Source organism: Desulfomicrobium escambiense DSM 10707, assembly GCF_000428825.1.
Taxonomy (GTDB): domain Bacteria; phylum Desulfobacterota; class Desulfovibrionia; order Desulfovibrionales; family Desulfomicrobiaceae; genus Desulfomicrobium; species Desulfomicrobium escambiense.
Genome location: NZ_AUAR01000007.1, coordinates 121,866 through 147,903, shown reverse-complemented (window position 1 = coordinate 147,903; position 26,038 = coordinate 121,866). Strand labels below are relative to the sequence as shown.

Annotated in this window: 27 protein-coding genes and 1 riboswitch; of the genes, 5 read left to right on the top strand and 22 right to left on the bottom strand. The window is 65.7% G+C overall.

Annotated features, from left to right (window positions below; genetic code table 11):
- Positions 1–31: 31 nt before the first annotated feature.
- On the top strand, positions 32–1,624 hold the full coding sequence (locus G394_RS0108385; protein WP_028577278.1) for a glycosyltransferase family 4 protein: 1,593 nt from the start codon (positions 32–34) through the stop codon (positions 1,622–1,624).
- Between the two features lie 23 nt (positions 1,625–1,647).
- Here G394_RS0108385 and cobJ read toward each other — a convergent pair whose 3' ends face one another.
- The 10 genes from cobJ to G394_RS0108330 are packed head-to-tail and all read right to left on the bottom strand — an operon-like array spanning position 1,648 to position 12,123.
- Positions 1,648–2,400, bottom strand: coding sequence for a precorrin-3B C(17)-methyltransferase (gene cobJ / locus G394_RS0108380; protein ID WP_043775165.1), 753 nt, complete (start codon positions 2,398–2,400; stop codon positions 1,648–1,650).
- 2 nt (positions 2,401–2,402) lie between these two features.
- A complete protein-coding gene (gene cobM / locus G394_RS21775) occupies positions 2,403–4,187 on the bottom strand; it encodes a precorrin-4 C(11)-methyltransferase (protein ID WP_084435465.1) in 1,785 nt (594 codons plus the stop codon).
- Complete coding sequence (cbiE, locus tag G394_RS0108365) at positions 4,184–5,461, bottom strand: precorrin-6y C5,15-methyltransferase (decarboxylating) subunit CbiE (protein ID WP_028577276.1); 1,278 nt, start codon at positions 5,459–5,461, stop codon at positions 4,184–4,186. Before cbiE ends, cobM begins: the two co-directional genes overlap by 4 nt.
- Positions 5,458–6,522: a cobalt-precorrin-5B (C(1))-methyltransferase gene (locus tag G394_RS0108360; protein ID WP_028577275.1), complete on the bottom strand. Its 1,065-nt coding sequence runs from the start codon at positions 6,520–6,522 to the stop codon at positions 5,458–5,460. The genes cbiE and G394_RS0108360 overlap by 4 nt, the downstream gene beginning before the upstream one ends.
- The gene (locus tag G394_RS0108355) at positions 6,519–7,871 is read right to left on the bottom strand and encodes a cobyrinic acid a,c-diamide synthase CobB (protein ID WP_028577274.1); all 1,353 of its coding nucleotides are present in this window, start codon (positions 7,869–7,871) and stop codon (positions 6,519–6,521) included. The genes G394_RS0108360 and G394_RS0108355 overlap by 4 nt, the downstream gene beginning before the upstream one ends.
- Before the next feature lie 15 nt (positions 7,872–7,886).
- On the bottom strand, positions 7,887–8,597 hold the full coding sequence (gene cobI / locus G394_RS0108350; RefSeq protein ID WP_028577273.1) for a precorrin-2 C(20)-methyltransferase: 711 nt from the start codon (positions 8,595–8,597) through the stop codon (positions 7,887–7,889).
- Positions 8,594–9,415, bottom strand: a complete 822-nt coding sequence (locus tag G394_RS0108345) for an ABC transporter substrate-binding protein (protein WP_245578293.1) — start codon at positions 9,413–9,415, stop codon at positions 8,594–8,596. Before G394_RS0108345 ends, cobI begins: the two co-directional genes overlap by 4 nt.
- A 31-nt stretch (positions 9,416–9,446) precedes the next feature.
- Entirely contained in the window at positions 9,447–10,232 is a 786-nt protein-coding gene (locus G394_RS0108340) for an ABC transporter ATP-binding protein (RefSeq protein WP_028577271.1), read from the bottom strand.
- A complete protein-coding gene (locus G394_RS0108335; protein ID WP_028577270.1) occupies positions 10,229–11,236 on the bottom strand; it encodes a FecCD family ABC transporter permease in 1,008 nt (335 codons plus the stop codon). Before G394_RS0108335 ends, G394_RS0108340 begins: the two co-directional genes overlap by 4 nt.
- Before the next feature lie 2 nt (positions 11,237–11,238).
- Entirely contained in the window at positions 11,239–12,123 is an 885-nt protein-coding gene (locus G394_RS0108330) for a sirohydrochlorin cobaltochelatase (RefSeq protein WP_028577269.1), read from the bottom strand.
- 88 nt (positions 12,124–12,211) lie between these two features.
- A riboswitch (cobalamin riboswitch) is annotated at positions 12,212–12,390 on the bottom strand.
- A 167-nt stretch (positions 12,391–12,557) separates the two neighbouring features.
- On the opposite strand from G394_RS0108330, the gene G394_RS0108325 reads away from it, so the two are divergent.
- The 4 genes from G394_RS0108325 to G394_RS0108310 all read left to right on the top strand — a co-directional run bounded on the left by G394_RS0108325 (position 12,558) and on the right by G394_RS0108310 (position 16,105).
- Positions 12,558–13,154, top strand: coding sequence for a TetR/AcrR family transcriptional regulator (locus G394_RS0108325; RefSeq protein ID WP_028577268.1), 597 nt, complete (start codon positions 12,558–12,560; stop codon positions 13,152–13,154).
- Between the two features lie 53 nt (positions 13,155–13,207).
- Complete coding sequence (locus tag G394_RS0108320) at positions 13,208–14,218, top strand: TRAP transporter substrate-binding protein (RefSeq protein WP_028577267.1); 1,011 nt, start codon at positions 13,208–13,210, stop codon at positions 14,216–14,218.
- 94 nt (positions 14,219–14,312) lie between these two features.
- Complete coding sequence (locus G394_RS0108315; RefSeq protein ID WP_028577266.1) at positions 14,313–14,798, top strand: TRAP transporter small permease; 486 nt, start codon at positions 14,313–14,315, stop codon at positions 14,796–14,798.
- Entirely contained in the window at positions 14,795–16,105 is a 1,311-nt protein-coding gene (locus G394_RS0108310) for a TRAP transporter large permease (RefSeq protein ID WP_028577265.1), read from the top strand. Before G394_RS0108315 ends, G394_RS0108310 begins: the two co-directional genes overlap by 4 nt.
- A gap of 267 nt (positions 16,106–16,372) precedes the next feature.
- Here the strand turns inward: G394_RS0108310 and G394_RS0108305 are convergent, their stop codons facing one another.
- The 12 genes from G394_RS0108305 to G394_RS0108250 all read right to left on the bottom strand — a co-directional run bounded on the left by G394_RS0108305 (position 16,373) and on the right by G394_RS0108250 (position 26,028).
- Positions 16,373–16,615, bottom strand: a complete 243-nt coding sequence (locus G394_RS0108305; RefSeq protein WP_028577264.1) for an amphi-Trp domain-containing protein — start codon at positions 16,613–16,615, stop codon at positions 16,373–16,375.
- Positions 16,616–16,720: 105 nt separating this feature from the next.
- Complete coding sequence (locus G394_RS18515; protein WP_051307054.1) at positions 16,721–17,479, bottom strand: MlaA family lipoprotein; 759 nt, start codon at positions 17,477–17,479, stop codon at positions 16,721–16,723.
- Positions 17,472–18,050: an MlaC/ttg2D family ABC transporter substrate-binding protein gene (locus G394_RS0108295; RefSeq protein WP_043775162.1), complete on the bottom strand. Its 579-nt coding sequence runs from the start codon at positions 18,048–18,050 to the stop codon at positions 17,472–17,474. The genes G394_RS18515 and G394_RS0108295 overlap by 8 nt, the downstream gene beginning before the upstream one ends.
- Positions 18,047–18,505, bottom strand: coding sequence for an outer membrane lipid asymmetry maintenance protein MlaD (gene mlaD, locus G394_RS0108290; protein WP_028577262.1), 459 nt, complete (start codon positions 18,503–18,505; stop codon positions 18,047–18,049). The genes G394_RS0108295 and mlaD overlap by 4 nt, the downstream gene beginning before the upstream one ends.
- Positions 18,502–19,692, bottom strand: coding sequence for an ATP-binding cassette domain-containing protein (locus tag G394_RS20735; protein ID WP_084435463.1), 1,191 nt, complete (start codon positions 19,690–19,692; stop codon positions 18,502–18,504). Before G394_RS20735 ends, mlaD begins: the two co-directional genes overlap by 4 nt.
- Before the next feature lie 4 nt (positions 19,693–19,696).
- The gene (locus tag G394_RS0108280; RefSeq protein ID WP_028577261.1) at positions 19,697–20,488 is read right to left on the bottom strand and encodes an MlaE family ABC transporter permease; all 792 of its coding nucleotides are present in this window, start codon (positions 20,486–20,488) and stop codon (positions 19,697–19,699) included.
- Positions 20,485–21,327, bottom strand: coding sequence for an HAD hydrolase family protein (locus tag G394_RS0108275; RefSeq protein WP_028577260.1), 843 nt, complete (start codon positions 21,325–21,327; stop codon positions 20,485–20,487). Before G394_RS0108275 ends, G394_RS0108280 begins: the two co-directional genes overlap by 4 nt.
- The gene (locus tag G394_RS0108270; RefSeq protein ID WP_028577259.1) at positions 21,324–22,196 is read right to left on the bottom strand and encodes a pyridoxamine kinase; all 873 of its coding nucleotides are present in this window, start codon (positions 22,194–22,196) and stop codon (positions 21,324–21,326) included. The genes G394_RS0108275 and G394_RS0108270 overlap by 4 nt, the downstream gene beginning before the upstream one ends.
- Before the next feature lie 111 nt (positions 22,197–22,307).
- Entirely contained in the window at positions 22,308–22,583 is a 276-nt protein-coding gene (locus G394_RS0108265; RefSeq protein ID WP_028577258.1) for an HU family DNA-binding protein, read from the bottom strand.
- 386 nt (positions 22,584–22,969) lie between these two features.
- Complete coding sequence (locus G394_RS18505) at positions 22,970–24,826, bottom strand: YgiQ family radical SAM protein (protein WP_051307053.1); 1,857 nt, start codon at positions 24,824–24,826, stop codon at positions 22,970–22,972.
- Between the two features lie 111 nt (positions 24,827–24,937).
- Positions 24,938–25,501 carry a periplasmic heavy metal sensor gene (locus tag G394_RS20130; RefSeq protein WP_051307052.1) on the bottom strand — a complete coding sequence of 188 codons (564 nt, stop codon included), beginning with the start codon at positions 25,499–25,501 and terminating at the stop codon, positions 24,938–24,940.
- Positions 25,502–25,686: 185 nt separating this feature from the next.
- Positions 25,687–26,028: a nucleotide pyrophosphohydrolase gene (locus tag G394_RS0108250; protein WP_028577257.1), complete on the bottom strand. Its 342-nt coding sequence runs from the start codon at positions 26,026–26,028 to the stop codon at positions 25,687–25,689.
- Positions 26,029–26,038 lie beyond the last annotated feature (10 nt).

Genomic DNA, 26,038 nt, shown 5'->3' with positions numbered 1-26,038 from the left:
CGCGCAGGCCCGGATATTGCTTGATGCGGGCATGGCGCATGAATCAGGCCCCGTCTGGGGCACCCTCGACCCGTTCGTGGAGGACGGGCCCATTCTCGGCCGCAGGGTCGCGAACACGGGATTTCTGCACGCTCTGCTGACCGTGGACCGGTTCGAGCAGTACCACTTCTTCCTGCCAGACCGGCACAGCGGGGCGGCGTTGGAGACCTTCGTGCACTCCGCCTGCCCCGGCGCGGCGCCCAAGATCCGCATCCTGCCGCGCTCAGCCCTGCCAAAGTATCTGGCCTCCACGGCGTATCACTGCTTCCACCTCTCGGACTGCCTGACCCACCAGGGTTTCCTGGCCGCCGTGCGCAACCGCCTGGCCCGCAACGTCTTCCCCATAACGGGCGTGACCCATTCCCTGTCCTACGCCCGCTACGGCCAGTCCTTCGCCCAGCACGTCTGGGCCGGGGCCACGGCCCGTGACTGCATCGTGGCCACGTCGCGGGCCGGGGCGGCTGTGGTGCGCGAGGAACTGGCCGCGCTTCGCGAGCACTGCAACGCTCCCGCGCCGCAGGTGGACATGGTACCACTCGGCGTGTGGCGGGATGAGTTCGCGGATCTTGGAGGGGGAAGCCTGCCGGACGTTGCGGCGGGAAAAACCGTGTTTCTGGTGCCGGGGCGCATCAGCCCCTATTCGAAGATGGATTTGTTGCCGCTGCTGCGGGCCTTCCAGCGTCTGCGCCAGGGCGGCGCGGACCTGGGCGGCGTCTGTCTGGTTCTGGCCGGGAGCCCCGACGAGGGCGCGTCCCTGCCCGGGACCCTGACCAACCTGGCGGCCAACATCGGCCTGCGCCTGGTGGTCGTGCGCTGCCCCGACGATGCGGCCAAGAAGGCGCTTCTGGGGCGGGCCGACGTGGTCGTGTCCCTGGCCGACAACCCCCAGGAGACTTTCGGCTTGACCCTCCTGGAGGCGGCCGCCGCGGGCAAGCCCGTCATCGCCTCAGACTACGACGGCTACCGTGACCTCGTGGCCCACGGGAAAACGGGGCTGCTGGTCCCCACGGCGGACAGCGGCGAGGTCGGCGAGGTCTCGCTCCTGGCGCCGCTCCTGTACGACACGGCATACCACCTCTGGCTGGCCCAGGACGTGGCCGTGGACGTGGGTGAACTGGCCGGAAGCCTTCGGGTCATGCTGCGGCCGGAGGTCAGGGAGGAGATGGGGCGGGCGGCCCGAGAGCACTCGGCGGCCTTCGACTGGCCGACGGTCATCGGGCGGTATCTTGCACTATGGGAGCGGCTGGGGGCGGAACCTGCGCCCGCGCCGGGAGAGGGAGAGAGCCTCCATCCCCTGGCGCTGGACCACGGCAGGATTTTCGGCGCTTACCCGACGCGGAGGCTGCAAGACAAAGATATGCTGGAAATAACGGACTTGGGGCAGGCCGTGTACCGGGGCAAGGATTTTCCGGTAGTCTATGCGGGCGTGGAGGGCCGGGTCGACCTGGAACTCATGCGCATGGTGCTGGTCTGGACCCGGCATCCCGTGGATTGGGCGTCCCTGAAGGCCCGCGCCGAAGGGCATCCGGCGGCGACGCCTACCGTGATGTGGATGCTGAAAGGCGATCTTTTGCGTTTCACCTGAACGGTGAGCAACGCGGTCCGGAATCAATTCCCGGCGTTTTCCTGTCCGTATTTCTCGTAATATCCCCGCGGTGTCAGCATCTTATCATTCACGAGTCGCGTTGCGGAATTGCCCACGATGACCGTGGTCAGCATGTCCGCCCATTCGGGGTCGCAGCTGCCGAGCGTGGCGGTGCGCACATCCTGGTCGGGCCGGTAGGCGTTGCGCACGAAGCCCACGGGCGCGTCCGGGCCGCGGTGTTCCGCGATCATGGCCAGGGCCTGGGCGAGGTAGGAACCGCGTTTGCGTGACTTGGGGTTGTAGAGGGCGATGACGAAGTCGCCCTCGGCCGCGCAGCGCACGCGGCGCATGATCAGCGGCAGCGGGGTCAGCAGGTCCGAGAGGGAGACGGCGCAGAAATCGTGCATGAGGGGTGCGCCCAGGAGGGCGGCCGCCGCGCACAGGGCCGGGATGCCGGGCACGATGTCCAACTCCATGGCGTCCAGGAGCCCTTCCCGTTCCAGATACTCCAGCACCAATCCTGCCATGCCGTAGACGCCGCTGTCGCCGGAGCTGACCACCACCGTGTCCAGGCCCGAAAGGGCGAAGTCCACGGCCTTGGCCGTGCGTTCCATCTCCTTCTTCATGGGGCTCGAAAACAGGGTCTTGCCTGCCAGAAGCTCCGGATTCACCAGATCCATGTACCGGTCATAGCCGACCACGGCCCCGGCCCGCACGAGGCTCTCCAGGGCCATGGGCGCCAGGAGGTCCGCGCTGCCGGGCCCCAGGCCCACCACGGTCAGCCGGCCAGGGCCACCGTCACGTTCCCGCGGACGGTCTTGGGCACGATCAGCCGCGCTTCCGGGTTTTTCATTCTCGCCGCCAGCACGCTCGCCGCTTCGCATACGCTTCCCGCTCCTATCCTGTCCCGTACCCGCTGCGAGGGGTTGGGGACCGGCGTTTCGTCCAGCACGGACGGTTCGAAGAAATAAGTGGGCAGATTCAGGTGCCCGGCCGCCTCCAGAAGTCCCTCCTCGTCGGCCTTGAGGTCCACGCTGGCCAAGCCGGCCAGTGCGGCCGGGGCCAGGCCGCCGGCATCAAGGGCTTCGCGCAGGGCCTGCAGTACCTCGTCCCGCGAGACGCCGCGGCGGCAGCCCACGCCGGCGAAGAGGCGGCGTGGATGCAGGACCAATCCCGCGGCGCACGACGCCTCCAGCGTGACCACGACCTGCGCCGTAGGCTGCTCCGCAAGTTCGAAGAAATCCCTCCATTCGGCATTCCCGCGCAGTCCCAGGTCGTTCTGCGGGTCGTGGACCGTGACCGTGCCTCCTTCGGCCAGAACGGCATTGACCGCGGCGATGCGTGCCGGGTCGGCGATGGCGCAGCCGCGATCCGCGGCCAGGGTGTCGATGGCCGGCGTCCCGGCCGTGTCCGTGGCCGTGGTGATGACTGCCCTGCCGCCGAGATGGGCGGCCAGACGGCGGGCCAGGTCGTTGGCTCCGCCGAGGTGCCCCGAGAGGAGGCTGATGACGTTTTCGCCGTTCTGGTCGCAGACGACCACGGCCGGGTCCGTGGTCTTGGATTGCAGCAGGGGCGCGATGGCGCGCACGACGATGCCTGACGCGGCCACGAAGACGTGGGCGTGGTGGAGATGGAAATTGGTGTGGACCTGGTCGGCGATGCGCTCGAAACCGCAAACCCCTTCCCCGGCCAGGCGCCTGGGGGCGAACAGGTCGGCCGGGGCCATGGCGGCGATGCGCTGCGCCAGTTCAAGCCCTTGGCGAGTCAGGGCGTACACGGCCAGGCGCGGCCAGGATTCCGGCCGCGCGGCCGCGCGGAAGCCGTGTCCGAAGGCCGGGTCGTAGAGCCGCGACGGGACGACGGGCGCCTCTTCGGCCGGCAGGACGAGAAAGACGGCCTGGCGCGTGACGCCCGCCATGTCGGCTTCGAGCCCCGCCAGGGTGGTGCGGATGATCCGTTCCTGCGGGTGCCCGACCTTGTGTCCGACCACGATGACCGTGTCCTCGGCCAACCCCGCCAGGCGCAGTTCCGCCGTCAGTTCCGAAACCTTGTCGGCCGAGAGGTACACGGCCACGGAGGAGCGGTGGCGGGCCAGCTCCCGCAGGCGTTCGGCCTGCGGCACCGGTGTGCGGCCGTGCAGGCGGGTGATGACCAGGCTCTGGGTGGCCTCGGGCACGGTGAAGGACACCCCGGCCCGGGCCGCGGCGGCGAAGGCCGCCGTCACGCCGGGGATGACACTCCAGGGCACTCCGTCGCGGTCCAGCAGGGCAGTCTGCTCGCGCACGGACCCGAACAGGGAAGGGTCGCCGGTGTGCACGCGGGCGACGGTGCCGCCGCGCCGAACGGTTTCGAGGATCAGGGCGTGGGTCTCGTCCAGGCTCAAGCCGGCCGAGTCGATCATCTTCGCTCCGGGCTTCACGCAGGCCACGACCTCGGCCGGGACCAGGGACCCGGCGTAGAGCACCAGGTCCGCGCGTGACACCAGGTCGCGGCCGCGGACCGTGATCAGGTCCGGGTCTCCGGGGCCTGCGCCGATGAAGTACACGTGCGGTGAGATATTCATGTATCGCTTGAAGGTTTATGCGTTTCCAGCAGGAAAACCGGGTTGGACGGCACCAGGCGCAGATCGGTCCCCAGCGGGGCGCTGGCGTGGTGCATGAGCTGGTGAACCGTGAGGGGCCAGCCCAGTTCGTCGATGACGGCGCGGACGGTTTCGAGGGTCGAGAGCAGCACGGCGGCCGCGACCATGCGTCCGCCGGGCCGCAGCAGGCGGGCGCAGGACAGGAGGACCGGGCCCGAGGCGCCGCCGCCGAGGAAGACATGCGTGGGAGCGTCGGGGCGGGGCTCGGGTTCCGGCGTATCGTCCTTCCGGGCCGGGGCTGCCTCGGAAGCTTCCCGCATGCGGTCGTTCAGGAATGCTTCGAGGGACGTCTCGGCCACCTCGATCAGCCAAGCGCCGGTCCGGACGATGTTGTCCCGGACCTGCGCCGCTCGCCCTGCCCGGCGCTCGACGGCCACCACGCGACCGCGGGTCAGCAGGCGCGTCGCCTCCAGGCTGACGGCGCCGCTGCCCGCGCCGAGGTCCCACAGGACCGAGTCCGGGGCCAGGCGCAGGAACGACAGGGCCAGGGCGCGCACGGGCTGCTTGGTCATGAGGCCGTCCTCGCGGGCCAGTGCGCCTTCGTCCAATCCCAGGGCCAGGGCCAAGGGCGGCGTTTCGGTTCGCTCCAGCACGACGATGTTGAGCGGATGCCAGGGCCGCTCTGCGGCTTGGGCCAGGGTCGTGGTGGTCAGGCGCTCCTCTGGCGAGCAGAGGGCCTCGGCCACGTGCATGCGCCAGCCCGTGACGCCCCTTTCCAGGAGAAGCCGGGCCACTGCGTCGGGGCTCATGCGCGCGTCCGTGTACAGGGCGGCCAGGCGGCCGTGGGTCAGGGCCGCGAAAAGAGGCGTGAGGCCCTCGCGGCCGTGCAGGGACAGGGCTGCGCAGTCGTGCCAGGGCAGCCCGAATCGGGCGCAGGCCGCCTGCAAGGCGGATATGTTGGGGTGGAACGTCAGTTCGCCGGGTTCGAAAAAGCGCAGCAGGCTCGCGCCGATGCCGAAGAGCAGGGGGTCGCCGTCGGCCAGGACGCAGATGTCGCCCGCCTGTTTCGCGGCATGGCGGCGCAGATCGGCCGCGAAACCCGCCATGGAGGTCAGGGTCAGCCTGCGCTCCTTCTCGATGCCCATGCCATCGAGGACCTTGCGGCCGCCAGCCACGAGGGCGGCGGAACACACGAGACGCAGCAGTTCCGGGGAGCGGTGCTCGGGGCACAGGCCGAGGCCTACGACGTGGATCATGCCGCCTCCGAGGTGTCGTGCAGGAGGCGTCCGTCGAAATCGAAGAGCAGGTAGTCCACGGCCAGGCCGCGGCCGCTGAATTCCCTTGCGAACCGGGAAGCCCTGCCCGTCAGCAGGGCGTAGAGCCCCTGCGCCTGGGGCATGGGCGCGACGGTCTGCAGCGCCTGCATGGCCGTGTTGGCCCCGGCCACGTCGGCGCAGACATCGGCCGGAAACCCGCACTCGGCGCACCAGCCGGCCAGGGCCGGGAGGTCCAGGTCAGCGCTGCGGGCATGGGTGTAGCGGTGCCCCTGGGCCTGTTTGACCAGCTTGCCGAAGAACACGCCCCACTGCACTGCGATGAAATCGCGCCGCCCGGCTTCGCGCATGGAGTAGAAAAAGAAGTCGGCTACCTGCACGCAGGCCGTCTCGGGCGTGTCCGGCCGGGCCCGGCGCAGGAAGCACTCGCTGCGGCCGCCCGTGGTCAGGCAGGGGCGCTTGACGCCGCAGGCTTGCATGACGTCCAGGCATTGGCGGATGGTGGCTTGGTAGGCGGCGTTGCTGAAGGGCTTGACCGTGCCCCTGGTGCCGAGGATGGAGATGCCGCCGACGATCCCCAGGCGCGGGTTGAAGGTTTTCTGCGCGATCTCCTCGCCCCGGTCCACGCGGATCTCCACGTCCGCGCCGCCGAGCCCCGTCTCGGACACGGCCTGCCGGATCTGCTCGCGCGGGACGGGGTTGATGGCCGCCTCGCCCACGGCCACGGGGAGCCCCGGCCTGGTCACCAGGCCGACACCCCGTCCGCCGTGCAGGACGATGCCGATGCCGTCCTTGGGCCGCACGAAGGCCCGGATCACGGCCTTATGTGTCGCGTCGGGGTCGTCGCCGCCATCCTTGACCACGGCCGCCAGCACGCCGCCGTTCTCGGGCCGGCTTTCCAGGACGACCACGGACATGCGTCCGCCCATGGGCAGGGGCACGTCCACAGCGTCCGGCATCCGCCCTTCGAGCAGATGCAGGGCCGCGGCCTTGGCCGCCGCGGCCGCCGCCGTGCCCGTGGTGAAGCCGTGGCGCAGGGTCATACTCCGCAGGCTCCGACGAAGCGCTCGGCCATGGCCGGGTTTGAGCCGAAGTGCAGGTGCACGTAGGAGCCCAGGCAGTTGCCCTTCAGGAAGCCGCCGGCCCCGTCGCTGCGGCCGCAGCGGTCGAAGACGCGGTAGGCCTCGGCGGCCGCCGGATCCTCGCCGCGCAGCTGCGAATAGTGGAATTCGTGCCCGCGAACGCGTTCGCCCGCTCCGCCCAGCGCCGTTGGCGACGCCAGCTCCACCTCGCGGTAGCCCAGGGCCTGGTGCCGGCCCTGCATGGCGCAGGAGAAATCGAAGACCCCGGCCATGGCGTGCTCCCGGCCGTCGCGGGTGCGCAGGCTCTTCATCAGGTACATGAAGCCGCCGCACTCGGCGTAGACCGGCTTGCCGCTGGCGCAGAAGTCGCGGATCTTGCCGAGCATGGCGGTGTTGGCGGCCAGCTTCTCGGCGTGGAGCTCGGGGTACCCGCCGCCCAGGTACAGGCCCTTGAGGGCCGGCGGCAGGTTGTAGTCCTCCAGGGGGGAGAAGGGCACCAGCTCGGCCCCGGCCTGGCGCAGCATGCGCAGGTTCTCCTCGTAGTAGAAGCAGAAGGCCCGGTCGCGGGCGTAGCCGATGCGGACCTCGGGCATCTTCACGCCGCCGTCGTTCAGGGAGGGCAGGGAGAACTCGGGCAGGGCCGCCAGCAGGGCGTCAAGGTCCAGGGCGCTCTCGACCCAGTCGGCCAGGCCGTTCAGGCGTTCCTCCCGGCGGTCCAGGTCTTCGGCCGTGACCAGGCCCAGGTGCCGTGAGGGCAGCTCCAGGCCGGGCATCCTCGGCAGGCTGCCCAGGACGCGCACGTCCTGGCCTTCCAGGGCCTGGGACAGGATCTGCCCGTGGGCTTGGCTGCCGGTCATGTTGAAGAGCACGGCGTCGAGGCTCAGGGCCGGGTCGAACTCGGCGTAGCCCTTGACCAGGGCCGCGGCCGAGCGGGCCATGCCGCGGGCGTTGACCACCAGCAGCACGGGCACGCCCAGGATCTTGGCCAGCTGCGCGGCCGAGCCTTCCTCGCTGATGGCGCCGATGCCGTCGAAGAGCCCCATGGCCCCCTCGATGATGGAGATGTCGCACCCTTCGTGGTTGCGGCGGAAGATGCGGCGGATCTCTTCGGTGGGGAGCATCCAGCCGTCAAGGTTGTGGCTCGGCAGGGCCGTGGCCATGCGGTGCAGGCCCGGATCGATGAAATCCGGCCCGGATTTGAAGCCCTGGACCACGAGGCCCTTGCGGGCGAAGGCCTTCATCAGGCCCAGGGCGACCGATGTTTTTCCGCACCCGCTGGAGGTGCCGGCGATGAGGATGGCTTTGGGCATATGCGTATCCTTGGTTCAGCGTGGTTCGTTTGCGGTCAGGAGCATGAGCGATAGGTACGTCGGGTTGTCCGGAGCCTCTTCGAGGCTGCGCGTGATGAACTGCTCCTTCATGCCCATTTTCGAGGCGAAAACGCAATGGGGGCGCGACGGCAAAGTGCGGAGTTCCTCGCGGATGGCGGCGAAATTGGTGTAGGCCTTGAGGATGACGGCGTTGTCCGCACCGTCGAGGTTGCGGCGCAATTCCCCGGCGTCGCGGATGCCCGGGAGCACCATGAGGTTCTGGGACCCTTCGGCCAGCACGGTTTCCGTGGCCGCGGCCACTGCCTGGAAGGACGTGATGCCGGGGACCACGGTCACGCCCCGTTCGGGGTCCAGTCGGCGCAGGGTGCGCAGCAGGTAGGCGAAGGTGGAGTAGAGCAGGGGGTCGCCCAGGGTCAGGAAGGCGGCGTCGTGCCCGGCGTCGAGTTCCGCCAGGACCAGCCGGGCGTTCTCCTCCCAGGCGGCCTGGAGGGTGCCCTCGTCGCGGCTCATGGGGAAGCCCAGGCGGACGACGCGAGCTTCGGGCCGCAGGTGCGGGCGGGCGATGTCCAGGGCCATGGAGTCGTCGTTCTTGGTCGAGGACGCGGCCAGGATGACGTCGACGCTGCCGAGGATTTTCGCCGCCTTGAGGGTCAAAAGTTCCGGGTCGCCTGGGCCGACGCCGATGCCGTATAAATGGCCGCTCATGGGCGGACCTCCGTTTTCCAGTTTGCGATGATGGTTGAAAGCTGCCGCACGGCCTCGATGCTGCGCGGTCCAGGCCGGGAAAAGAGGGCCTGGTCCACGGTGAAGACCTGGCCAGTGCCCAGGCAGGGCAGCGTGCGGAACAGGGGACGCTCGGCCAGGGGCACGGGGGAAGGGTTCATGGGGCCCTGTTGCATGAGGTAGATGTCCGGCGCCAGGCGCAAAACCTCTTCTTCGCCAAGACGCACGAGCTTGTCCGGGGCCTCGACACAGTTCCGGCCGCCGGCCGCGGCCATGATCTCCGCGACCATGGAGCCCTGGCCCGCGGCCAGGAGGTTGGGGTAGCGGGCTTCGAAGAAGATGCGCGGCTGCGGGCCCGCGGGCGCGGCCCCGATGGCGGCCAGCTCGGCGCGCATGGCGGCCGTGCGTTCTGCGGCCCGTTCGCCGCTGCCGGTCAGCACGCCCAGGCGCTCCATGACCGAGAAGAGCTGCCCGAAATTTTCCAGGTCGAAGACGGCCACGGTCAGCCCCCGCTCCTCCAGAAATCGCACGGCCTCAAGGGCTTCAGGACGGCCGCCGAGTTGCACTACGAGGTCGGGCGAAAGGCCCAGGATCAGCTCGGCGTTGGGCCGCAGGTGCGTGCCGATGGACGGCTTTGAAGCGATGGCCGGCGGAAAATCGTCGGCGGCCGTGCGCGCGGCGACGGCCTCCTCCCGGCCCAGGTCGGCCAGGATCTCGCCGAAGGCGCCGTACAGGGGCACAATCCGGGCGGCCGGGGCGTCCAGAAGGATCTCCACGCCCCGGTCGTCCGTGACGCGCACTTCTGCCGCCGCCGAACTCGTCAGGCAGATGCTAAGGGCGAGGCACAAGATGAGCCTGGGGAGCGCCCGTGAGAGGGTGCGGGGCCACGGCAAGGGGTGTTTCATAGATTTCGCTCAGGGTTTGGGCCGTGAACACGTCACGGGTCGGGCCGTCGGCCGCGACGGACCCGTTTTTCAGAAAGACGAGCCGACGGCAATAGAGGGCGGCCAGGTTCAGGTCATGGGCCACGGTCAGGATGGTCGTCCCGGTGGCGTTGCGGACTTTCAAAAGCTCGTAGAGGTCCACGGTTCGGGCCACGTCCAGGCTGGATGCCGCCTCGTCCAGAAGCAGCAGCTCCGTGTCCTGGGTCAGGGCCTTGGCCATGACCACGCGCTGCAGCTCGCCGCCCGAGAGGGTGTCCGCGGCCCGGTCCCGCAGGTGCAGGCTGCGCGTCTCGTCCATGGCTGCCCTGGCGCGCTCCACGTCGGCGGCGCCGTAGCCCCCCAAAAGGGACACGTAGGGGTAGCGGCCCATGAGCACCAGGGACAGGGCGCGCACGCCGGGCAGGGCCGGGGTTTTCTGGGCCACGGTGGCGCAGCGGCCGGCCCGGGCCTTGGGCGGAAGCGCCGCGATGTCGTCGCCGCCGATGCGGATGCTCCCCGACAGGGGCGGCAGGACCCCGGACACAGCGCGGACGAGGGTCGTCTTGCCGCTGCCGTTGGGCCCGAGGACGCCGGTGAATTCGCCGGCCCCCACGCTCAGGGTGACGCCGCGCAGCACGGCCCGGCCGTCGTAGCCGGCCACCAGGCCCGAAATCTCGATCATGGGCGCGCTCATGCCGTGCGCCTGCGGGCCATGATCAGGCAGAAGAAGGGCCCGCCGAAGAGGGCAGTGAGCACGCCCACGGGCAGTTCGGCACCGTGTGTCAGGATGGTCCGGGCCAGGACGTCGGACCACAGCAGCAGAATCCCGCCGCCCAGGGCCGAGAAAAGGAGCAGCCGGCGGGAGTCCGGCCCGACGAGCATCCGCACCAGATGCGGCACCACGAGGCCCACGAAGCCGATGATCCCGGAGACGCTGACGGCCGCGGCGGTCAGCATGCCGGCGCCGACCAGCAGGGCGATGCGCACCCGCTTCACGGCCACTCCGACCTGGGCGGCCTGCTCGGTCCCCAGGGCCAGGATGTCCAGTTCGCGGGCCAGCAGAAAAACCGTTGCGCCCCCGACGGCCAGGTAGGGCAGCATGACACCCACGTGGTCGAACCCTCTGCCCTGAAAGCTGCCCATGATCCAGAAGACGATGGCCGAGACCGACTCCTCGTTCAGGGACTTGATGAGGGCGATGAGCGCGCCCAGAAACGTCGAGACGACGATGCCGCCCAGGACCAGGCTCTCGCGCGAGAAATCCCCGGCCAGACGGCTCAGGCCCAGGACCATCCCCATGGCCGCGAAGGCTCCGGCCAGGGCGGCCAGGGGCAGGGCTGACGGTCCCGGCAGGGCCCAGCCAAAGCCCAGGGCCAAGGCCGCCCCGCAGGCCGCGCCGCTGGATATGCCCAGGGTGAAGGGGTCGGCCAGGGGGTTGCGCAGCAGGCCCTGGAAGACCCCGCCCGAGACGGCCAGGGCTGATCCGGTCAGAAACGAGAGGATGATGCGGCCCAGGCGGATGTCGCGCACGATGACCAGATCCTGGGTTTCGGGCCCGCCCCGCAGCCATGCCGTCAGGGCCTCGTGGATAGCTGCAGCCGAAAGGGGGTAGGACCCGAAGAACAGGGCCGCGTAGACCGAGAGGGGCACGGCGGCCGCCAGAAGCAGCCAGGCCCGGGTGTGACGCGGCCCGGTCATGGTCAGTTCAACCGCTCCACGGCGGCCTGCAGGTGGTCAAGCCAGATGTCCACGAAGGCCGGGATCTCGGCCGTGCCGCGCAGCACCGCTTCGCAGGCCACGCCGTCGGCCGTGAGCACGGACTTCCAGGAGTCGTCCCCGTCGCCGGCCATGTCGTTGACGGCATGGTCGCCGGAAACGGCCATGAGGGGCTGGAGCCAGGCTTTCCTGACTTTTCGTTCTTTCAGAGTCGCGCGCACATCGTCCAGGGAGGGCGTGCCCTCGACGGTGCCAACCAGGACCAGGGGGTCGAGCCGGCTCAGCGAGTACTGCAGGCCGGGATAGTAGATGTTGGCCGGGTGATGGGTGCCATGTCCCATGAGGATGACGGCTTCATTCTTTTTCCGTTCAGGCGGCAGGCTGGCCATGACGGCCTTGGCGCAGGCCTCGACGTCGGCCGGTTCGGCCAGGAGCGGCAGGCCCAGGGTCACCTGTTCCATGCCCTTGGGCAGGCCCGAGAACGCCTCGACCGTGCGCTGCAAGGCGTGGAACTCCTCGCCGGGGATGGTCTGCAGGGACTGCACGGCCACGTGGGTGAAGCCGTCGTCCATCATGCGCGCCAGGGCCATGGCCGGGGAATCGAAGTGCAGTCCCTCGCCGGCCAGTTTCTGGCGCACGATGCGCGAAGAATAGGCCCAGCGCACCTCCAGGTCGGGAAAGCGGGCCTTGGCCCTGGCGTCGATGGTGTCCAGGGCGGCGCGAGCCTTGGGAACCGTGGTGCCGAAGGCGACCAGCAGGATGCCCTTTTTGGTCGGCCGATCCCCACCGTGGCCGGCGAAAGCCTGGGCGCCGAGGAACATAATGGAAATGACGAGAACGAGTCCGCAAACATGCGAGGCTTTGAACATGAGACCTCCAGGTTTGGCGGGGGAAATGGATGAAGACGGACGCGGGTCCGGGGCGCGGCCCGCAAAACCCCCGTTGCGGACGGCACAGACTGTGGTTGGCCTTCGGACAGGTCTTCCGACTCGTTTCACCGTCCTCGTCCTTCCCAGGATGGTTCCCAGTGGACAGCGCGGAGGATGGCCTTGCTGAAACTCACGGCGGCGGGTCCGCTCCCGATTTGCACGGGATTCCCTTTTACACCCGAAGGTATCCGAAGTGGGTGGAAGGCTAGTCGGGGGCTCGGAGGCTGTCAAGGAAAGTGGGGCGTTTCGGGTGTTCCGCAAGAGAGGTTGCGGAATCTTCTCGATGGCGCTTGACATTCCTGTCGTTGCGCGAATAAGTGGTCACAAAATGACTTTTGGTCATTTTGTGACCATTGTCCAATAAAGGGGATGACGTGGCCAGGAAACAGCAGGAAAAATCGCTTCAGACCCAGCGCGAGCTGCTCGAATCCGCCGAAAGGCTCTTCGCGGCCAAGGGATTCGTGGCCACGACCGTGGCCGAGATCACGGCCGACGCCGGCTATGCCAAGGGAAATTTCTATCGGCACTGGCAGAGCAAGGACGAGATCATGCTGGAGATCATCGCCATCAAGATGCAGTCCTACCGGGCCATGCGCGACGCGGCCCTGAAACATGCCCGCAGTCTCGAAGAAGTCATGGACCGCATCCTCGATTTTCTGGAGACCATGATCGACGATCGCAACTGGTCATCGGTCTTCCTGGAGTTCACCATTCACGCCTCCCGCAACGAGGAACTCCGCGCCCAGCTCAACCAGTCCCTCTACAGGCTGTCCAACGACATCTTCGAGGACATCGTCGCCCCGTACGTGAAGAGCGGCTACCCGGCGAGCAAGATCGGGGCCCTGAACACGGCCCTGTTCGAGGGTTTCCTGATCCATTCGCTGCTGGGCACGGGCACCATCGACCGCAAGGATTTCCGCCGGGCCGCCATGCGGCTGGCCCTGGCCAACGCCCTGGACCCCCAGGCATGAAACGGGCCGGCGCATGGGGCGCGGCCGCACCTGTCACACGGAGGATTTTCGAGATGAGGCTGTCTTTTCGGGTCGCGGCGCTGGTCGCCGCCGTGCTTGTCCTGGGCTTCTCGGGTTCGGCCATGTCCGCCGGGCCGGTCAAACTCTCCTACAGCAACTTCTTCCCGCCGACCCACATCCAGTCGCAGTTGGCCGAACAGTGGTGCCGCGAGGTCGAGGCCCGCACGAACGGGCAGGTCGTCATCGACTACTACCCGGCCGGCACCCTGACCAAGCCCAAGGACTGCTATGACGGCGTGGTCCAGGGCATTTCCGACATCGGCCTCTCGGCCCTTGGCTACACCAAGGGGCGCTTTCCGGTCCTGTCCGGCGTTGACCTGCCTATGGGCTACACGTCCGGCATCCAGGCCACCAACCTGGCCAACGCCGTCTTCGAGAAGTTCAAGCCCAAGGAGTTCGACGACGTCCACGTCCTGTATTTCCACGCCCACGGACCGGGCAAGCTGCACACCGCCGGCAAGCCGGTCAAGACCATGGACGACCTCAAGGGCATGAAGATCCGCGCCACGGGCAACAGCGCGGCCGTCATCACGGCCCTGGGCGGCAATCCCGTGGCCATGTCCATGCCCGACTCCTACCAGTCCATCCAGAAGGGCGTCGTCAACGGCGGCATCTACCCCGTGGAAACCAACAAGGGCTGGAAGATGGCCGAGGTCGTCGACTACCTGACAGACACCACGGCCGTGGCCTACACCACGACCTTCTTCGTGGTCATCAACAAGGGTGTCTGGGCTGGCCTGTCCCCCGAGGTGCAGAAGGCCATGACCGACGTCAGCGTCGAGTGGGTCGGCAAGCACGGCCAGGCCTGGGACGACAGCGACAAGGAGGGGCTCGACTTCTTCCTGGCCCAGCCGGGCAATGCCGTGGTCACCCTGGACCCGGCCGAGGCCGAGCGCTGGACCAAGGCCATGGAGCCCATCTTCACCGAGTATGAGGCTGAGTGCGCCAAGGCCGGTGCCGACGGCAAGGCCGTGGTCGACTTCATGCGCGCCAATTTGAAGTAGACAGTTCGATTATCGATTGACAGGCGGCAACGGTCTGTGTTGTGGCCACCGCAACTCAGGGCGTCGCCGCCTTTTCGCGTAAGGGAGCGTATTTGTGGAAGGAATCGAAAAAATACTGGCCAGGGTCGAAAGCGTCATGCGCGTCGCCGCGTGTCTGAGCCTGATGGCCATGGTCCTGATCACGGTGGCGGACATCAGCGGGCGGCTGAAGCAGAGCCCGATCTTCGGATCCGAGGAGATGGTCAGCTTTTTGGCTGTTCTGGCCCTGGGGCTGACCCTGCCCTACGCCCACTCGCACCGCTCCCACATCGGGGTGGAGGTTTTCGTGCAGCTTCTGTCGATGCGGGTGCGCCGCCGGCTCAAGCTTTTTCGGGAGATCCTTTCGATCCTTTTCTTCGCCACGGCCACGGTCATGATAGGCTTCTACGCGCGTGACAAGCAGCTCTCGGGCGAGGTGTCGATGAACCTGGGATTGCCCGAGCATGTCCTGATCTACGTTCTCTCCGCCTGCTTCGCCGTGACCACCCTGGCCATGAGCGTCGACTTCCTCCGTTTCCTCCGCCAGTGGAGGCAGTCATGAACCCGGCCGTCATCGGTTTCATCGGCATCGCGGCCATGCTCGCCCTGTTCTGCACGCGCATGCCCGTGGCTTTCGTCATGGCCGTTGTCGGTTTCGTCGGGTTCTCTGTCCTGACCTCGGTTCAGGGCGGCCTGAACATGATCAGCCGCAGCATGTACGAAGTCTTCGTCTCCTATGACCTGACGACCATCCCGCTCTTCATCCTCATGGGGCAACTGGCTTTCAACGCCGGCATCAGCCGCCGCCTCTACTCCACGGCCTACCGCTTCTTCGGGCATATCCGCGGCGGCCTGGCCATGGCCACGGTTTCGGCCTGCACGGCCTTCGGCGCGGTCTGCGGATCGAGCCCGGCCACGGCCGCAACAATGGCCACTGTGGCCATCCCCGAGATGAAGCGCTTCGGCTACCGTGACCGCCTGAGCGCAGGCGCCGTGGCCGCCGGCGGGGGGCTCGGCATGGTCATGCCGCCGAGCGTGGTGCTCATCATCTACGGCGTGCTCACGGAGCAGTCCATCGGCAAGCTCTTCGTTTCGGGCATCCTCCCGGCCTTTCTGCTGACGGCCCTTTTCCTGGCGGCCATCGCCGTGACCTGTAGGCGCCATCCCGAGTACGGCCCGCCGGCAGAGCACTTCTCCTGGTCCGAGCGCATCCGGTCCCTGTCGGGGCTGACAGACACGCTCATCGTCTTTGCCGTCGTCCTCACCGGGCTGTTCAAAGGCTGGTTCACGCCGACCGAGGCAGCCTCCGTCGGCGCCTTCAGCGTGCTCGTGCTCGGCCTGGTCCGGCGTCAGCTGAACCTGAAGCTGATCATGAAATCCCTGGAGGAGACTCTGCGGACCTCGGCCATGATTCTCTTTCTCGTGGCCGGGGCCGTGGTCTTCGGCAAGTTCCTGGCCGTGACCCGCATTCCCTTCACCACGGCAAGCTATATCGGCGGCCTGGACGTCCCGGCCCTGGCCGTCATGGGGCTCATCGTTCTCATCTACTTCCTCGGCGGCTGCTTCATGGACTCCCTGGCCATGGTCATGCTGACCGTGCCCGTCTTCTATCCCGTGGTCATGAACCTCGGCTACGACCCCATCTGGTTCGGGGTCATCATCGTCCTGGTCACGGAGATGGGCGTCATCACGCCGCCCGTTGGCATCAACGTCTACGTGGTCTACGGTGTGACCACCGGCATGAAGCAGAACATCAGCCTGGAGTCCATCTTCCGCGGCATCTACCCGTTCCTGATGGCGACCATGCTCGGCATCGTCCTGCTTTTCCTCTTCCCCCAGATCGTTACTTTTCTTCCGTCGCTCATGTAGCCGAAACCACAGGCGGGCGCAGCCCCGCTCCTGTTCCTTCGAACTCGTCTGTACCGGGGCCGGAAGAAATTCCGGCCCCATCGCGTTTCAAGCGTGCCAGTAAGGTTTTAACGACGTTTGGTGGGTGCTCCGACCGTCGGGTTCTGACCTGTGCCGCAACAGTGAAGCAGCGGTAAAGATACAGCAAACGAAAACCCCCGCCGCATGGAGCGACGAGGGTTTTCGTGCAGTGAGTCTCAGCAGGGCTTCGGGTAACGGGCAGATGCCTCAGCAGGTCTTCCAGCTGATTTCGATTTCCAGCTTGGTCTTGGCTTCGCCGTCTTTATCCTTGCGTTCCACGCTGTATTCGATCTCCACGTCCTTGGGTACGTCGACCGTCACGGGGCCGTCTTCAGTCTTGAATTCGAACCGGCGGCGGGAGAGACCTTCCGCGACTTCCTTGAGCAGAACTCCGGCCATGTAGGCCAGGCGGGTTTCTTCGATTTCAACGAGCTTCTTCTTGTCGGACATGTCTTCCTCCCTATCGTTGAGGTGATCCTGATCGAGGTCAGCCATCAAAAGATAGTCCGTTCGGGAAAAAGTCAAGCTGAGCCACGGGGTGTCACGGTCTCGTCGCTATTCCTTTTCGAGGCCCCGTCTATACTGGAAGAAGACGTCCTTCATGCTCGTGTAGTGATCGAAGGATTCCTTCTTGATCTCCTTGTAGGCAGGCAAGGCCGCCGACGCCGCGTTCGTCTTGTCATGTCCGACGAGGGCGTACTTGGCGCTGTCGGGCGTGACCAGGGACAGGGGGTTCAGGAAGGAGTCCGCCACTGTGCCGAAGATGTCGCGCACCGAGGACGGGCCCATGATGGGGAGTACGACGTACGTGCCTTCACCGAGTCCGTAGAAAGCCATGGTCTGGGAGAAGTCCTCAGGGGAGGCCTGCAGGGCCGGCATGTTGCGGGTCACGTTGAACAGGCCGCCCACGCCAAAGACCGTGTTCAGGGCGAAGGAGGCCGTCTCCTTGGCCATCTTGTCGAACTTGAACTGCAGCAGGGCGTTCACAAGCCTGACGGGGTAGGCCAGGTTGCGGTAGAAGTTGCCGAAGCCGTTGCGGATGTCCTGGGGGAAGAAGCCGGTGTAGAACGTATCGAAGGGCGAGAAGACGTAGGTGATGAACCCGTCGTTGAAGGAGAACACGCCTCGGTTGAAGCCCTCGATGGAGTCGGGGTAGGGCTCGCCGTTCCCGTTGTCCTCGTATTCGTCTCCGTTTTGAACGGCCTGCGCCGAGGCGTCCGCAGCCATGGAGGGGCCGGTTTTCTTTCCTGCGCAGCCCTGAAGCATGAACACGGCCAGGGCGACGCACACGAGGATGAGGATGCGCTTACTCATTGGTTTTTTCCTTCAGGATGGCGATGAGTTGATCGGGCGAATTCTTCTGCAAAATGCTCTGGAACTGCGACCGGTAGTTCTTGACCAGGCTGACGTTCTCCACGGACACGTCGTAGACCTTCCAGGAGGCGTCCTTGCGCAGCATGTAGTAGATGACGGGGATATTCAGCTGCGGCGAGGTGATGGTCGTATGCACCTCGGCCTGAGTGTCTGATTTGACGATCTCCTGGTTGAAGGCGACCACCTCACCGTTGTAGGCCACGGATTTCTTCAGGTAGACGCTCTTGATGAGTTCCAGGAACAGAACCTGGAACTCGTCGCGCTGCTGTGGAGTGAAGGTCCGCCAGTATTGTCCGAGGGAGCGCTTGGACAGTTCCTCGGAGTCGAAGAACCCGTCGACGATGCCTTCGATTTTCTGCATCTGCGCCTCACGGGTCGCCTCGTCCTTGTATTCCGGCGAGGCCAGGATGGCGACCACGGCGTCGACATTGGAGCGGATGTAGCTTGTCGGCGTGTCCAGGGCCAGGGCCGCGGAGGGCAGCAGGAGCAGGAGAAGAAACAGTTTTTTCATTTTTCGACGCTTCCGAATACGTATTTGGAGATCATTTCCTCGATGTCGAGGGCAGCCTGGGTGTCCTGGATCACGCCTCCGGTCTCGAGCATGGCGTCATCGGCGCCGGGCGTGATGCTGACGTACTTGTCGCCGATGAGGCCGCTGGTCTTGATGGCCGCCACGGAGTCCACGGGGATGCCAACGGCGTTTTGGACCTGCATGGTCACCACGGCCTGGTACAGGGTCTGATCCAGGGTGATGTCGGCGACCTTGCCCACGGCCACGCCGGATATTTCGACGTTGCTTCCAGGGCGCAAGCCGTTCACGGCCGTGAATTTGGCCGAGATCATGTACGAGTCGCCGGAAAAGAATGTCGTGTTGGCCAGGGTCATGGCCAGATACGCCGTACAGCCGAGCCCGATCAGGATGAACAGGCCGATGGAGATGTGCATGGATGAGCTTGAGATTTTCATACGTACTTCTTGGAGGTTGCAAGTGCTTCCTGAACAGCCGTGCAGGCGTTGACGCCCTTGGTGGCCAAGGTCCCGCCGATTTCGACCTGCAGTCTGTGCCGATGGCAGAAGGTTTCGACGCTCAGGGCCCCGAAATAGTCCGCGAGACGCTTCAGGAAGGTTTCGAGAAGGGATGCGTCCCTGGTCTTGGCAGCCAGGACGAGGATTTCCTTGGAGAACATTCCGGCGCAGGCGCCCGCGGGCAGGAAGCCCTGCACGTATCTGGCCAGCTGCTTGATGATGGCGTGGGCCAGGAGGTTCCCCTTGTAGTCCATGATGGTCCGCATGCCGACCAGTCGGATGGTGGCCACGACCACGTGCTCGTCCCGGCCCGATTCCGCGCTGAAGTCGTCGATCTTGCGGGTCAGGGCCAGCCTGTTGTGCAGTCCCGTCAGCTCGTCGATGAGCAGTTCGTGGCCGTGGGTGTAAGGGTAGAGCTCCGGGTCGGCCGACTGTTCCAGGGCGATGGGGGAGCCCGAAAAGACGATGTGTCCCTCGTCCAGGATGTTTACGGTCTGGGCGATGTAGAAGATGTCCGGGATGTCGTGGGTGATGATGACCGCGGTGAAGTTCAGCTTCTCGTAATAATGGTGGATCATGGAGAAGACGGTCTTCTTGCGGATGGGGTCCAGGCCCGTGGTGGGCTCGTCAAAGAAGATGATCTCCGGCTCCGTGACCAGGGCTCGCGCCAGGGCCACGCGCTTCTGCATGCCCCCCGAGATCTGCTTGGGGTACATCTGGGCCACTTCCTGCAGTTCGAGCTGCTCGATGCGCGCCCTGACCTTGTCCTCGATCTGACGGCGCTTGAAGACGAACTTCTCCCGCAGGGGCAGAGCGATGTTCTCGAAGACCGTCATGGAGTCGAAGAGGGCGTTGTTCTGGAACATGTAGCTGCAGCGCTTCTTCACGGCCGAGAACTGGCGGCGGTTCATGGTCGAGTAGGCCTGTCCGTCGAAGACGATGTCGCCGCTGTCGGGCTCGATGAGTCCGATGATGTGCTTGACCAAGACGCTCTTGCCCCCGCCGCTCTTGCCGATGATGGCCGTGATCTCGTTGCGCCGGATGTCCAGGGAGGCGTTCTTCAGAATGGTCCTGCCGCTGAAGGCCTTCGTGATGTTGCGCAGTTGGATGAGGGGTGTCTCGCTCATGGGCTCACATCAGGAAGGAGGTTATGACGTAGTCGGCGATGAGGACGTACACGCAGGATTGGACCACGGCCGATGTCGTTGAGTTGCTGACGCCTTCGGCGCCGGCGCTCGACTGGTTCTGGTGGGTGTAGTAGCCGCAGTAGCAGCAGATGGTGATGACGATGAAGGCGAAGACGAAGGATTTGATGAAGCCCCCGGTGACGTCCTCCAGGAGCAGGCTCGACTGGATCTTGCTGAAGTAGATGCCCGAGCGGGTACTCAGGAGCAGGGACGAGAAGTAGCCGCCCATGATGCCCACGCAGTCGAAGATCGCCGTCAGCAGCGGGAAGCAGATCAGGGAAGCGATGACCTTGGGCGTGACGAGGTAGCGCACGGGGTCCACGTCCATGGTGGACAGGGCGTCGATCTGCTCGGAGATGCGCATGATGCCGATCTCGGCGCTGATGCTCGACCCTGCCCGGCCGATCAGCATGATGGCCGTCAGCACCGGCCCCAGTTCGCGCACCAAGGAGAGGGCCACGGCCACGCCGAGCATGCCTTCGGCGCTGAACTTGATGAGGGTGTAGTAGCCCTGCAGTCCCAGGACCATGCCCGTGAAGAAGGCCACGAGAATGATGATGTTCAGGGATTTGAAGCCGATGAAGTGGATGTTGTAGAGCACCTTGGGGAAAAGCTTGCGCACGTGGATCATGCCCAGGAGCGACATCAGGGAGAAGACTCCCCACTGTCCCACGTTGCGCACGATGGACAGCGAAGTTGCCCCGATCAGCGCGGGGAAGGCGAATATGCTTTTCATGAACGCTCTGCGTCTGCCTGCAGCAATTCCATATAGTGCGCGATGGCTCTGGCCACAGCATCGCTGGTGTTCGGGGCGGTGATGTAGGTGTCGTCGCCCAAAAATGAATTTCCGATCTTGAAGGGCACATGCGCCATGTCGAGCATGTCCCTGTCGTTGTGGTCGTTGCCGATGGCGGCGATCAGCGTTTCCTGCAGTCCGTGACGGTCGACGATGTCCCGCACGCCTTTGGCCTTGGAGACGCCCGCCGCGAAAATCTCAATCCATACGGAGCGGTCGTCCAGGGGCGAGGTGGCCCGGATGACGCTCAGGCCCGCGAACTCCCGGGCGAGGAGTGCATGCATCCCCTCGTCCTCGGCGTCGACAATGGCCAGGACCTGGGACGCGGCGTCCATGCCCGGGCAACCGCTCATCTCGCGTCCATGCGCCGCATAGAGGGTCAGCCTGCGCTCGAAGTCCTCGACCCGCTTCCGGCCTCGGCTGAAGGCGAAGCCCCGGTTCCCCGGGAAATCGTCATGGACCATGAAGCTCAGGTCGAGCCCGCGCAAAGCTAAACAGATAGCCTGAATTTCGTCCGCCAACAAGCGGGAAGAACGCAGTACCTCTCGGGTTCCCCAGTGCACGACCTGATTTCCCGTGGAAAGAACGAGATAGTCCGCCGGAAAGCCGTCCGGCAGGCAGGCTTCGGCCGAGTGCAGGGCGCGTCCCGTGGCGACGACCCGCAGGATGCCGTGATTGCCGAGGGTCGCGAAGGCGTCGAGATCCTCGGGGGAGATGCGTCCGTCGCGCAGCAGGGTGCCGTCCAGGTCGCTGACGAAGATGCCGCGGTACGGAGTCATATCAGTTCGAAGCTGCTCATGGACACGGGTGCGTTCAGGCTTGGCAGCACCCGTTCCAGGAAAACGCCTTCGCGCTCCGGAAAATTGTGGCCGAATGTCGTCCTGATGGCCATGGACACGAACTGCACGGCCCTGTCCAGGGACAGGGGGAGCGAGTCGCCCTGCAGGAGGGATCCGCTTATCACGCTGGCGAAGATATCTCCAGTCCCAGGGTAACATGCCGGAATGTAAGGGCATGCGACTTTCCAGTAGCGGCCGGCCGCGCGGTCGTAGGCCACGACGGACGTGCCCCGGACAGAGTCTTCGGGCACGCTGGTGATGATGACGCAGCGGGGTCCGAGGTCCGAAAGGGCGGCGGTCCAGACTTTGATCTCGGCCGTGTCGGACGGGGTCGGAAGGGACGATTCGCCCAGCAGCAGGGCCGCTTCCGTGATGTTCGGGGTGATGACGTCGGCCGAGGCGACAAGGCTGCGCATGCCGGCCACCATCCCTTCGCCCATGGTGTTGTAGAGCCTGCCGTCATCGCCCAGGACCGGATCGACGACCACCAGCGTGTCGGGGTTGCGGAAGTCGCGGATGAAGTCGCGAACGATGTCGATCTGTTCGACGGAGCCCAGGAACCCGGAGTAGATGGCGGCAAAGGACAGGGACAGCCTGCGCCAGTGCGTGATGATGAGGCGCATGTCGTCGGACAGGTCGCGGAAATGGAAGTCCGTGAAGCCGCCAGTGTGGGTAGAGAGGATGGCCGTGGGCAGGCTGCAGACCTGTATGCCCATGGCCGAAAGAATGGGGATCACTGCTGAGAGTGACCCCCCGCCGAATCCGGAGAGATCGTGGATGGCTGCTACGCGCTGGATAACGGAATGCAATGCCGGAGCTCCATGACACGGCATTCAATCCTTCCTGGAGAGACCGATTGAAACCGTCGTTGAAAGTGTGCCGCGAGCAATTGCGCCGAAACGGCCTGCTGTCAACGGGTTTTAGCTGTTCAGGAAGTCCAGCAGTCCTTTGCCCGCCTTGAAGAAAGGCATCTTCTTGGGCTTGACCTGCACGGAGTCGCCGGTCTTGGGGTTGCGCCCAACGTAGCCTTCGTACTGCTTGATCTTGAAGCTGCCGAACCCGCGGATTTCGATCCGGTCCCCGCGCAGCAGCGCGTCGCGCATGGAATCGAAGAAGCTGTCGACGATGGTTGACGCTTCATCATTGGAGATTTTGATTTTTTCTGCAAGGGACTGAATAAGTTCGCTTTTGTTCATCTTCTGCTCCGGATTGCGATTCGTGAATACTGCGGATCGCGGCGCGGGTTTCTCCCATGCCGGCATGTACCATCCCTGCCATCACACCGCTGCGGCCTTGGCCATGTCCGGTCCGCGTGCGGCTTTCCCCCCGAAAATTGAAACCTTGATAATAAAAACCAAGAACTTTGGGAAGTTATTCTGGACATGTTTGCCAAAAAAAATTCATTGGGCCGTCGTGGAACCGCATCTCGCGGCCGCAGGCCGTGCGGGAGGCAGACAGGAAATGTCACTTGTCCCTGATATTAAAGCGGAAATAATAAAAAGACAACTATCTTCTTGAAAAGACAGCCATAAAAATTTCACCCCGACTTCAGGTGCGGTCGGGGCAAAAAAAGAGGGTTGGGCTAGCGTTTCACTCGTCGCACAGATTTTTCCGCGCGTTTTTGCGGTGATGCATTCCGTTCGCTCGGTTTCTGGCGCGGACAGGCGGCGCCGCAGGAGGCGGGGCGCGGCGAGTTGTGTGGCTTGACCGGGGATGCGCCCTTGCGCGCGGGTCTGTGCTCCTCGGGCGGCATGAGAATGCGGTGCTGGCGCAGCCGCTCCTCGTCGGTCCGGGCCACATGGACGGGTTTGCCGTCGGGGGTGATGCCGGCCACGAACATGGCCGTGGCCACAGCGCCGGGGATGGGGATGAAGCACTGCACCTGCCGGGGTTTCCAGCCGCGAGCTGCGAGCCAGCGCCCGAGGGCGCGCATGTCCTCGTCGGTGGTGCCGGGGAAGGCGCTCATGAGGTAGGGGATGACGTACTGTTCCTTGCCGGCCCGTTCGGATTCGCGGGCGAAAACCGTCAGGAATTCCTCGAAGACGCGGATGCCGGGCTTGCGCATCAGGCGCAGCACGTTGTCGCAGACGTGTTCGGGAGCGATCTTGAGCTGGCCGCCGACGAATTCGCGCAGGTACCCCTGCAGGGCGGGCATGTCCTGCAGGGCCAGGTCGAAGCGCACGCCGCTGGCCACGCGCACCCCCTTCACGCCGGGCATCTTGCGCAGCCGGCGCAGAAGGTCCAGGTGGGCCTTCTGGTCCATGCGGAAATGGGGGCAGACCGTGGGCGTCATGCAGCTGGCGCGTTTGCAGGGCTTGTCGTCCTTGGCGCACTCGGCCCCCCACATGTTGGCGCTGGGACCGCCCACGTCGGTGATCTGCCCCCGGAAACCGGGGCGTTGGGCCATGCGCCTGACCTCGTCCTCGATGGAGGCGCTGCTGCGCGAGGCGATGCGCCGGCCTTGGTGCAGGGCCAGCGTGCAGAAGGAGCACCCGCCGCCGCAGCCGCGGTGGCTTGTCACGGAGTCTCGGATCATCTCCTCGGCCGGGATCGGCTTGTCGTAGGATGGGTGGGCGGTGCGGGCGAAGGGCAGGGCGTAGAGACGGTCCATCTCCGACGTGGCCAGGCGCTGCGCCGGCGGCTCGACCACGACGACGCGGTCGCCCGCACGCTGGGCGGCCCGGTCCGTCCCGTCGTGGACCTGCTTTTCCATGAGCAGGGTGGCGCGCATGAGGAGCTTCGGGTCGGCCACGATTTCCTCGTGGCAGGGGAAGAGGATGGCCGCTTCGATGGCATCGGCGGCCGCGCCCGTCGGCGCGGTCACGGTGCCGGGAATACCCGTCAGATCCGAACCTCTCTCCAGCCGTAGGGCGATGTCGATGAGGGCCCGCTCGCCCATGCCGTAGACCACGGCATCGGCCTTGGCGTCGAGGATGATGGGCTTGCGCAGGGCGTCGGTCCAGAAATCGTAGTGCGTGATGCGCCGCAGGGAGGCCTCGATGCCGCCCAGGACCACCGTCAGCCCGGGGAAGGCCCGGCGCAGGAGGTTGGTGTAGACGATGCACGCCCTGTTGGGTCGCGCCCCGGCCATCCCGCCCGGGGTGTAGGCGTCTTCGGAGCGCTTCTTGCGGAAGGCCGTGTAGTGGGCCAGCATGGAGTCGATGGCACCCGCCGAGACCCCGGCGAAGAGGCGTGGCCGGCCCATGGCGGTCAGGTCCTCGGGTCCTTCCCAGCGCGGCTGGGTGACGATGCCGGTGCGCAGGCCGTGGGCCACGAGGGTCCGGCCCAGGAGCGCCATGGCGAAGGACGGGTGGTCGACGTAGGCGTCGCCGCTGACCAGAAGCACGTCGAGCTCGTCCCAGCCCAGACGTTCCATTTCAGTACGGGTCATGGGCAGGAAGGGGGGCTGGGCCAGGGTGGGGCGTGTGAAAAGGCTCATGGTTCGGGGCTATAGGCTGCCCGGGAGCGTGGGGCAAGGACAAAAAAAGGCGGCCCGAAGGCCGCCGGAGGGAGAGGGGCGATGGCGCCGTGCCGGGCGGGATGCGCGGGGTTAGATGTTGTCGCCGTCCGGGCCGGAATTGTCCGGGTTCGCCGTGCAGGGGGCGAAGCCGCCCATGCCGCGAGGCCCGAAGTCGTTCTGGCCGTATCCGCCCATGCCGCGGGGCCCGAAGTCGCCTTGGCCGCGTCCGCCCATGCCGCGATGTCCGTCGCGGTGGCCGAAGCCCATGGGCAGGTTGATGCCCACTTCCTTCTGCACGCGGGCTTCCAGGGCGTCACGCTTGGCGTGGAGCTGGCCTCGCAGGTCGCCCATTTCGCGCACCAGGGCGGTGATCGCTTCGGGCTTGGTGTTGGGGTTGCCCGAAAGGGCCTTCAGCAGAGTGCGCTTCTCCCACATGGTATCGCGCAGGGGCTGGGTTTCCTTGCGATGCTCGTCCAGGATGGCCTTCAGCAGATCCTGCTTTTCCTGGGTCAGCTGGGCCACGGCCGGGTTGCGGTCCAGGGCCTGGCAGTCGCCGCGTCCGCCCATGCCGCGCATGGGGCCGGCGAAGCCGAGGGAACTGACGGCGATGATGCCGACGATGGCCAGCGTTGCGATGATGCTCGTTCTTTTCATGATATCCTCCGGTGGTTGATGTGACATCGTTTGTGCACAGAGAATATCAAGGGCCGTGCCAAGTTGTTTTCTTATGTTTAACTCGCTGAATTGAATTGGTTTATTTTTTCAGATCGGTGTTCGGGCAGGATTCGGGACGTCCCGGCGGATAGAAACTGATCAGGCCCGCCATGCCGCCTGGTCAGTTATTGACCATCCGTGCCGCGGGTCAGCTTGGGGTTGTTCCAATGCCGATCCTTGTCGCGTCTGGTCTTCTTCTCCAGATTGGAGCGCACGGCTTCGGTCAGGTCCACGCCGGTCTGGTTGGCGATGCAGGTCAGCACGAAGAGCACGTCTGCCAGTTCGTCGGCCAGATCGTTCTTCTCGGTCCCCTTGAAACTCTGATCCCCGTAGCGCCGGGTCATGATCCGGGCCACTTCACCGACTTCCTCCATGAGGATGCCGAGGTTGGTCAGTTCGGAAAAATAGCGGACCCCGTAGGTCCTGACCCATGCGTCGATGTCGTCCTGAAGTTCGCGAAGCTGCATTGCCCCTCCT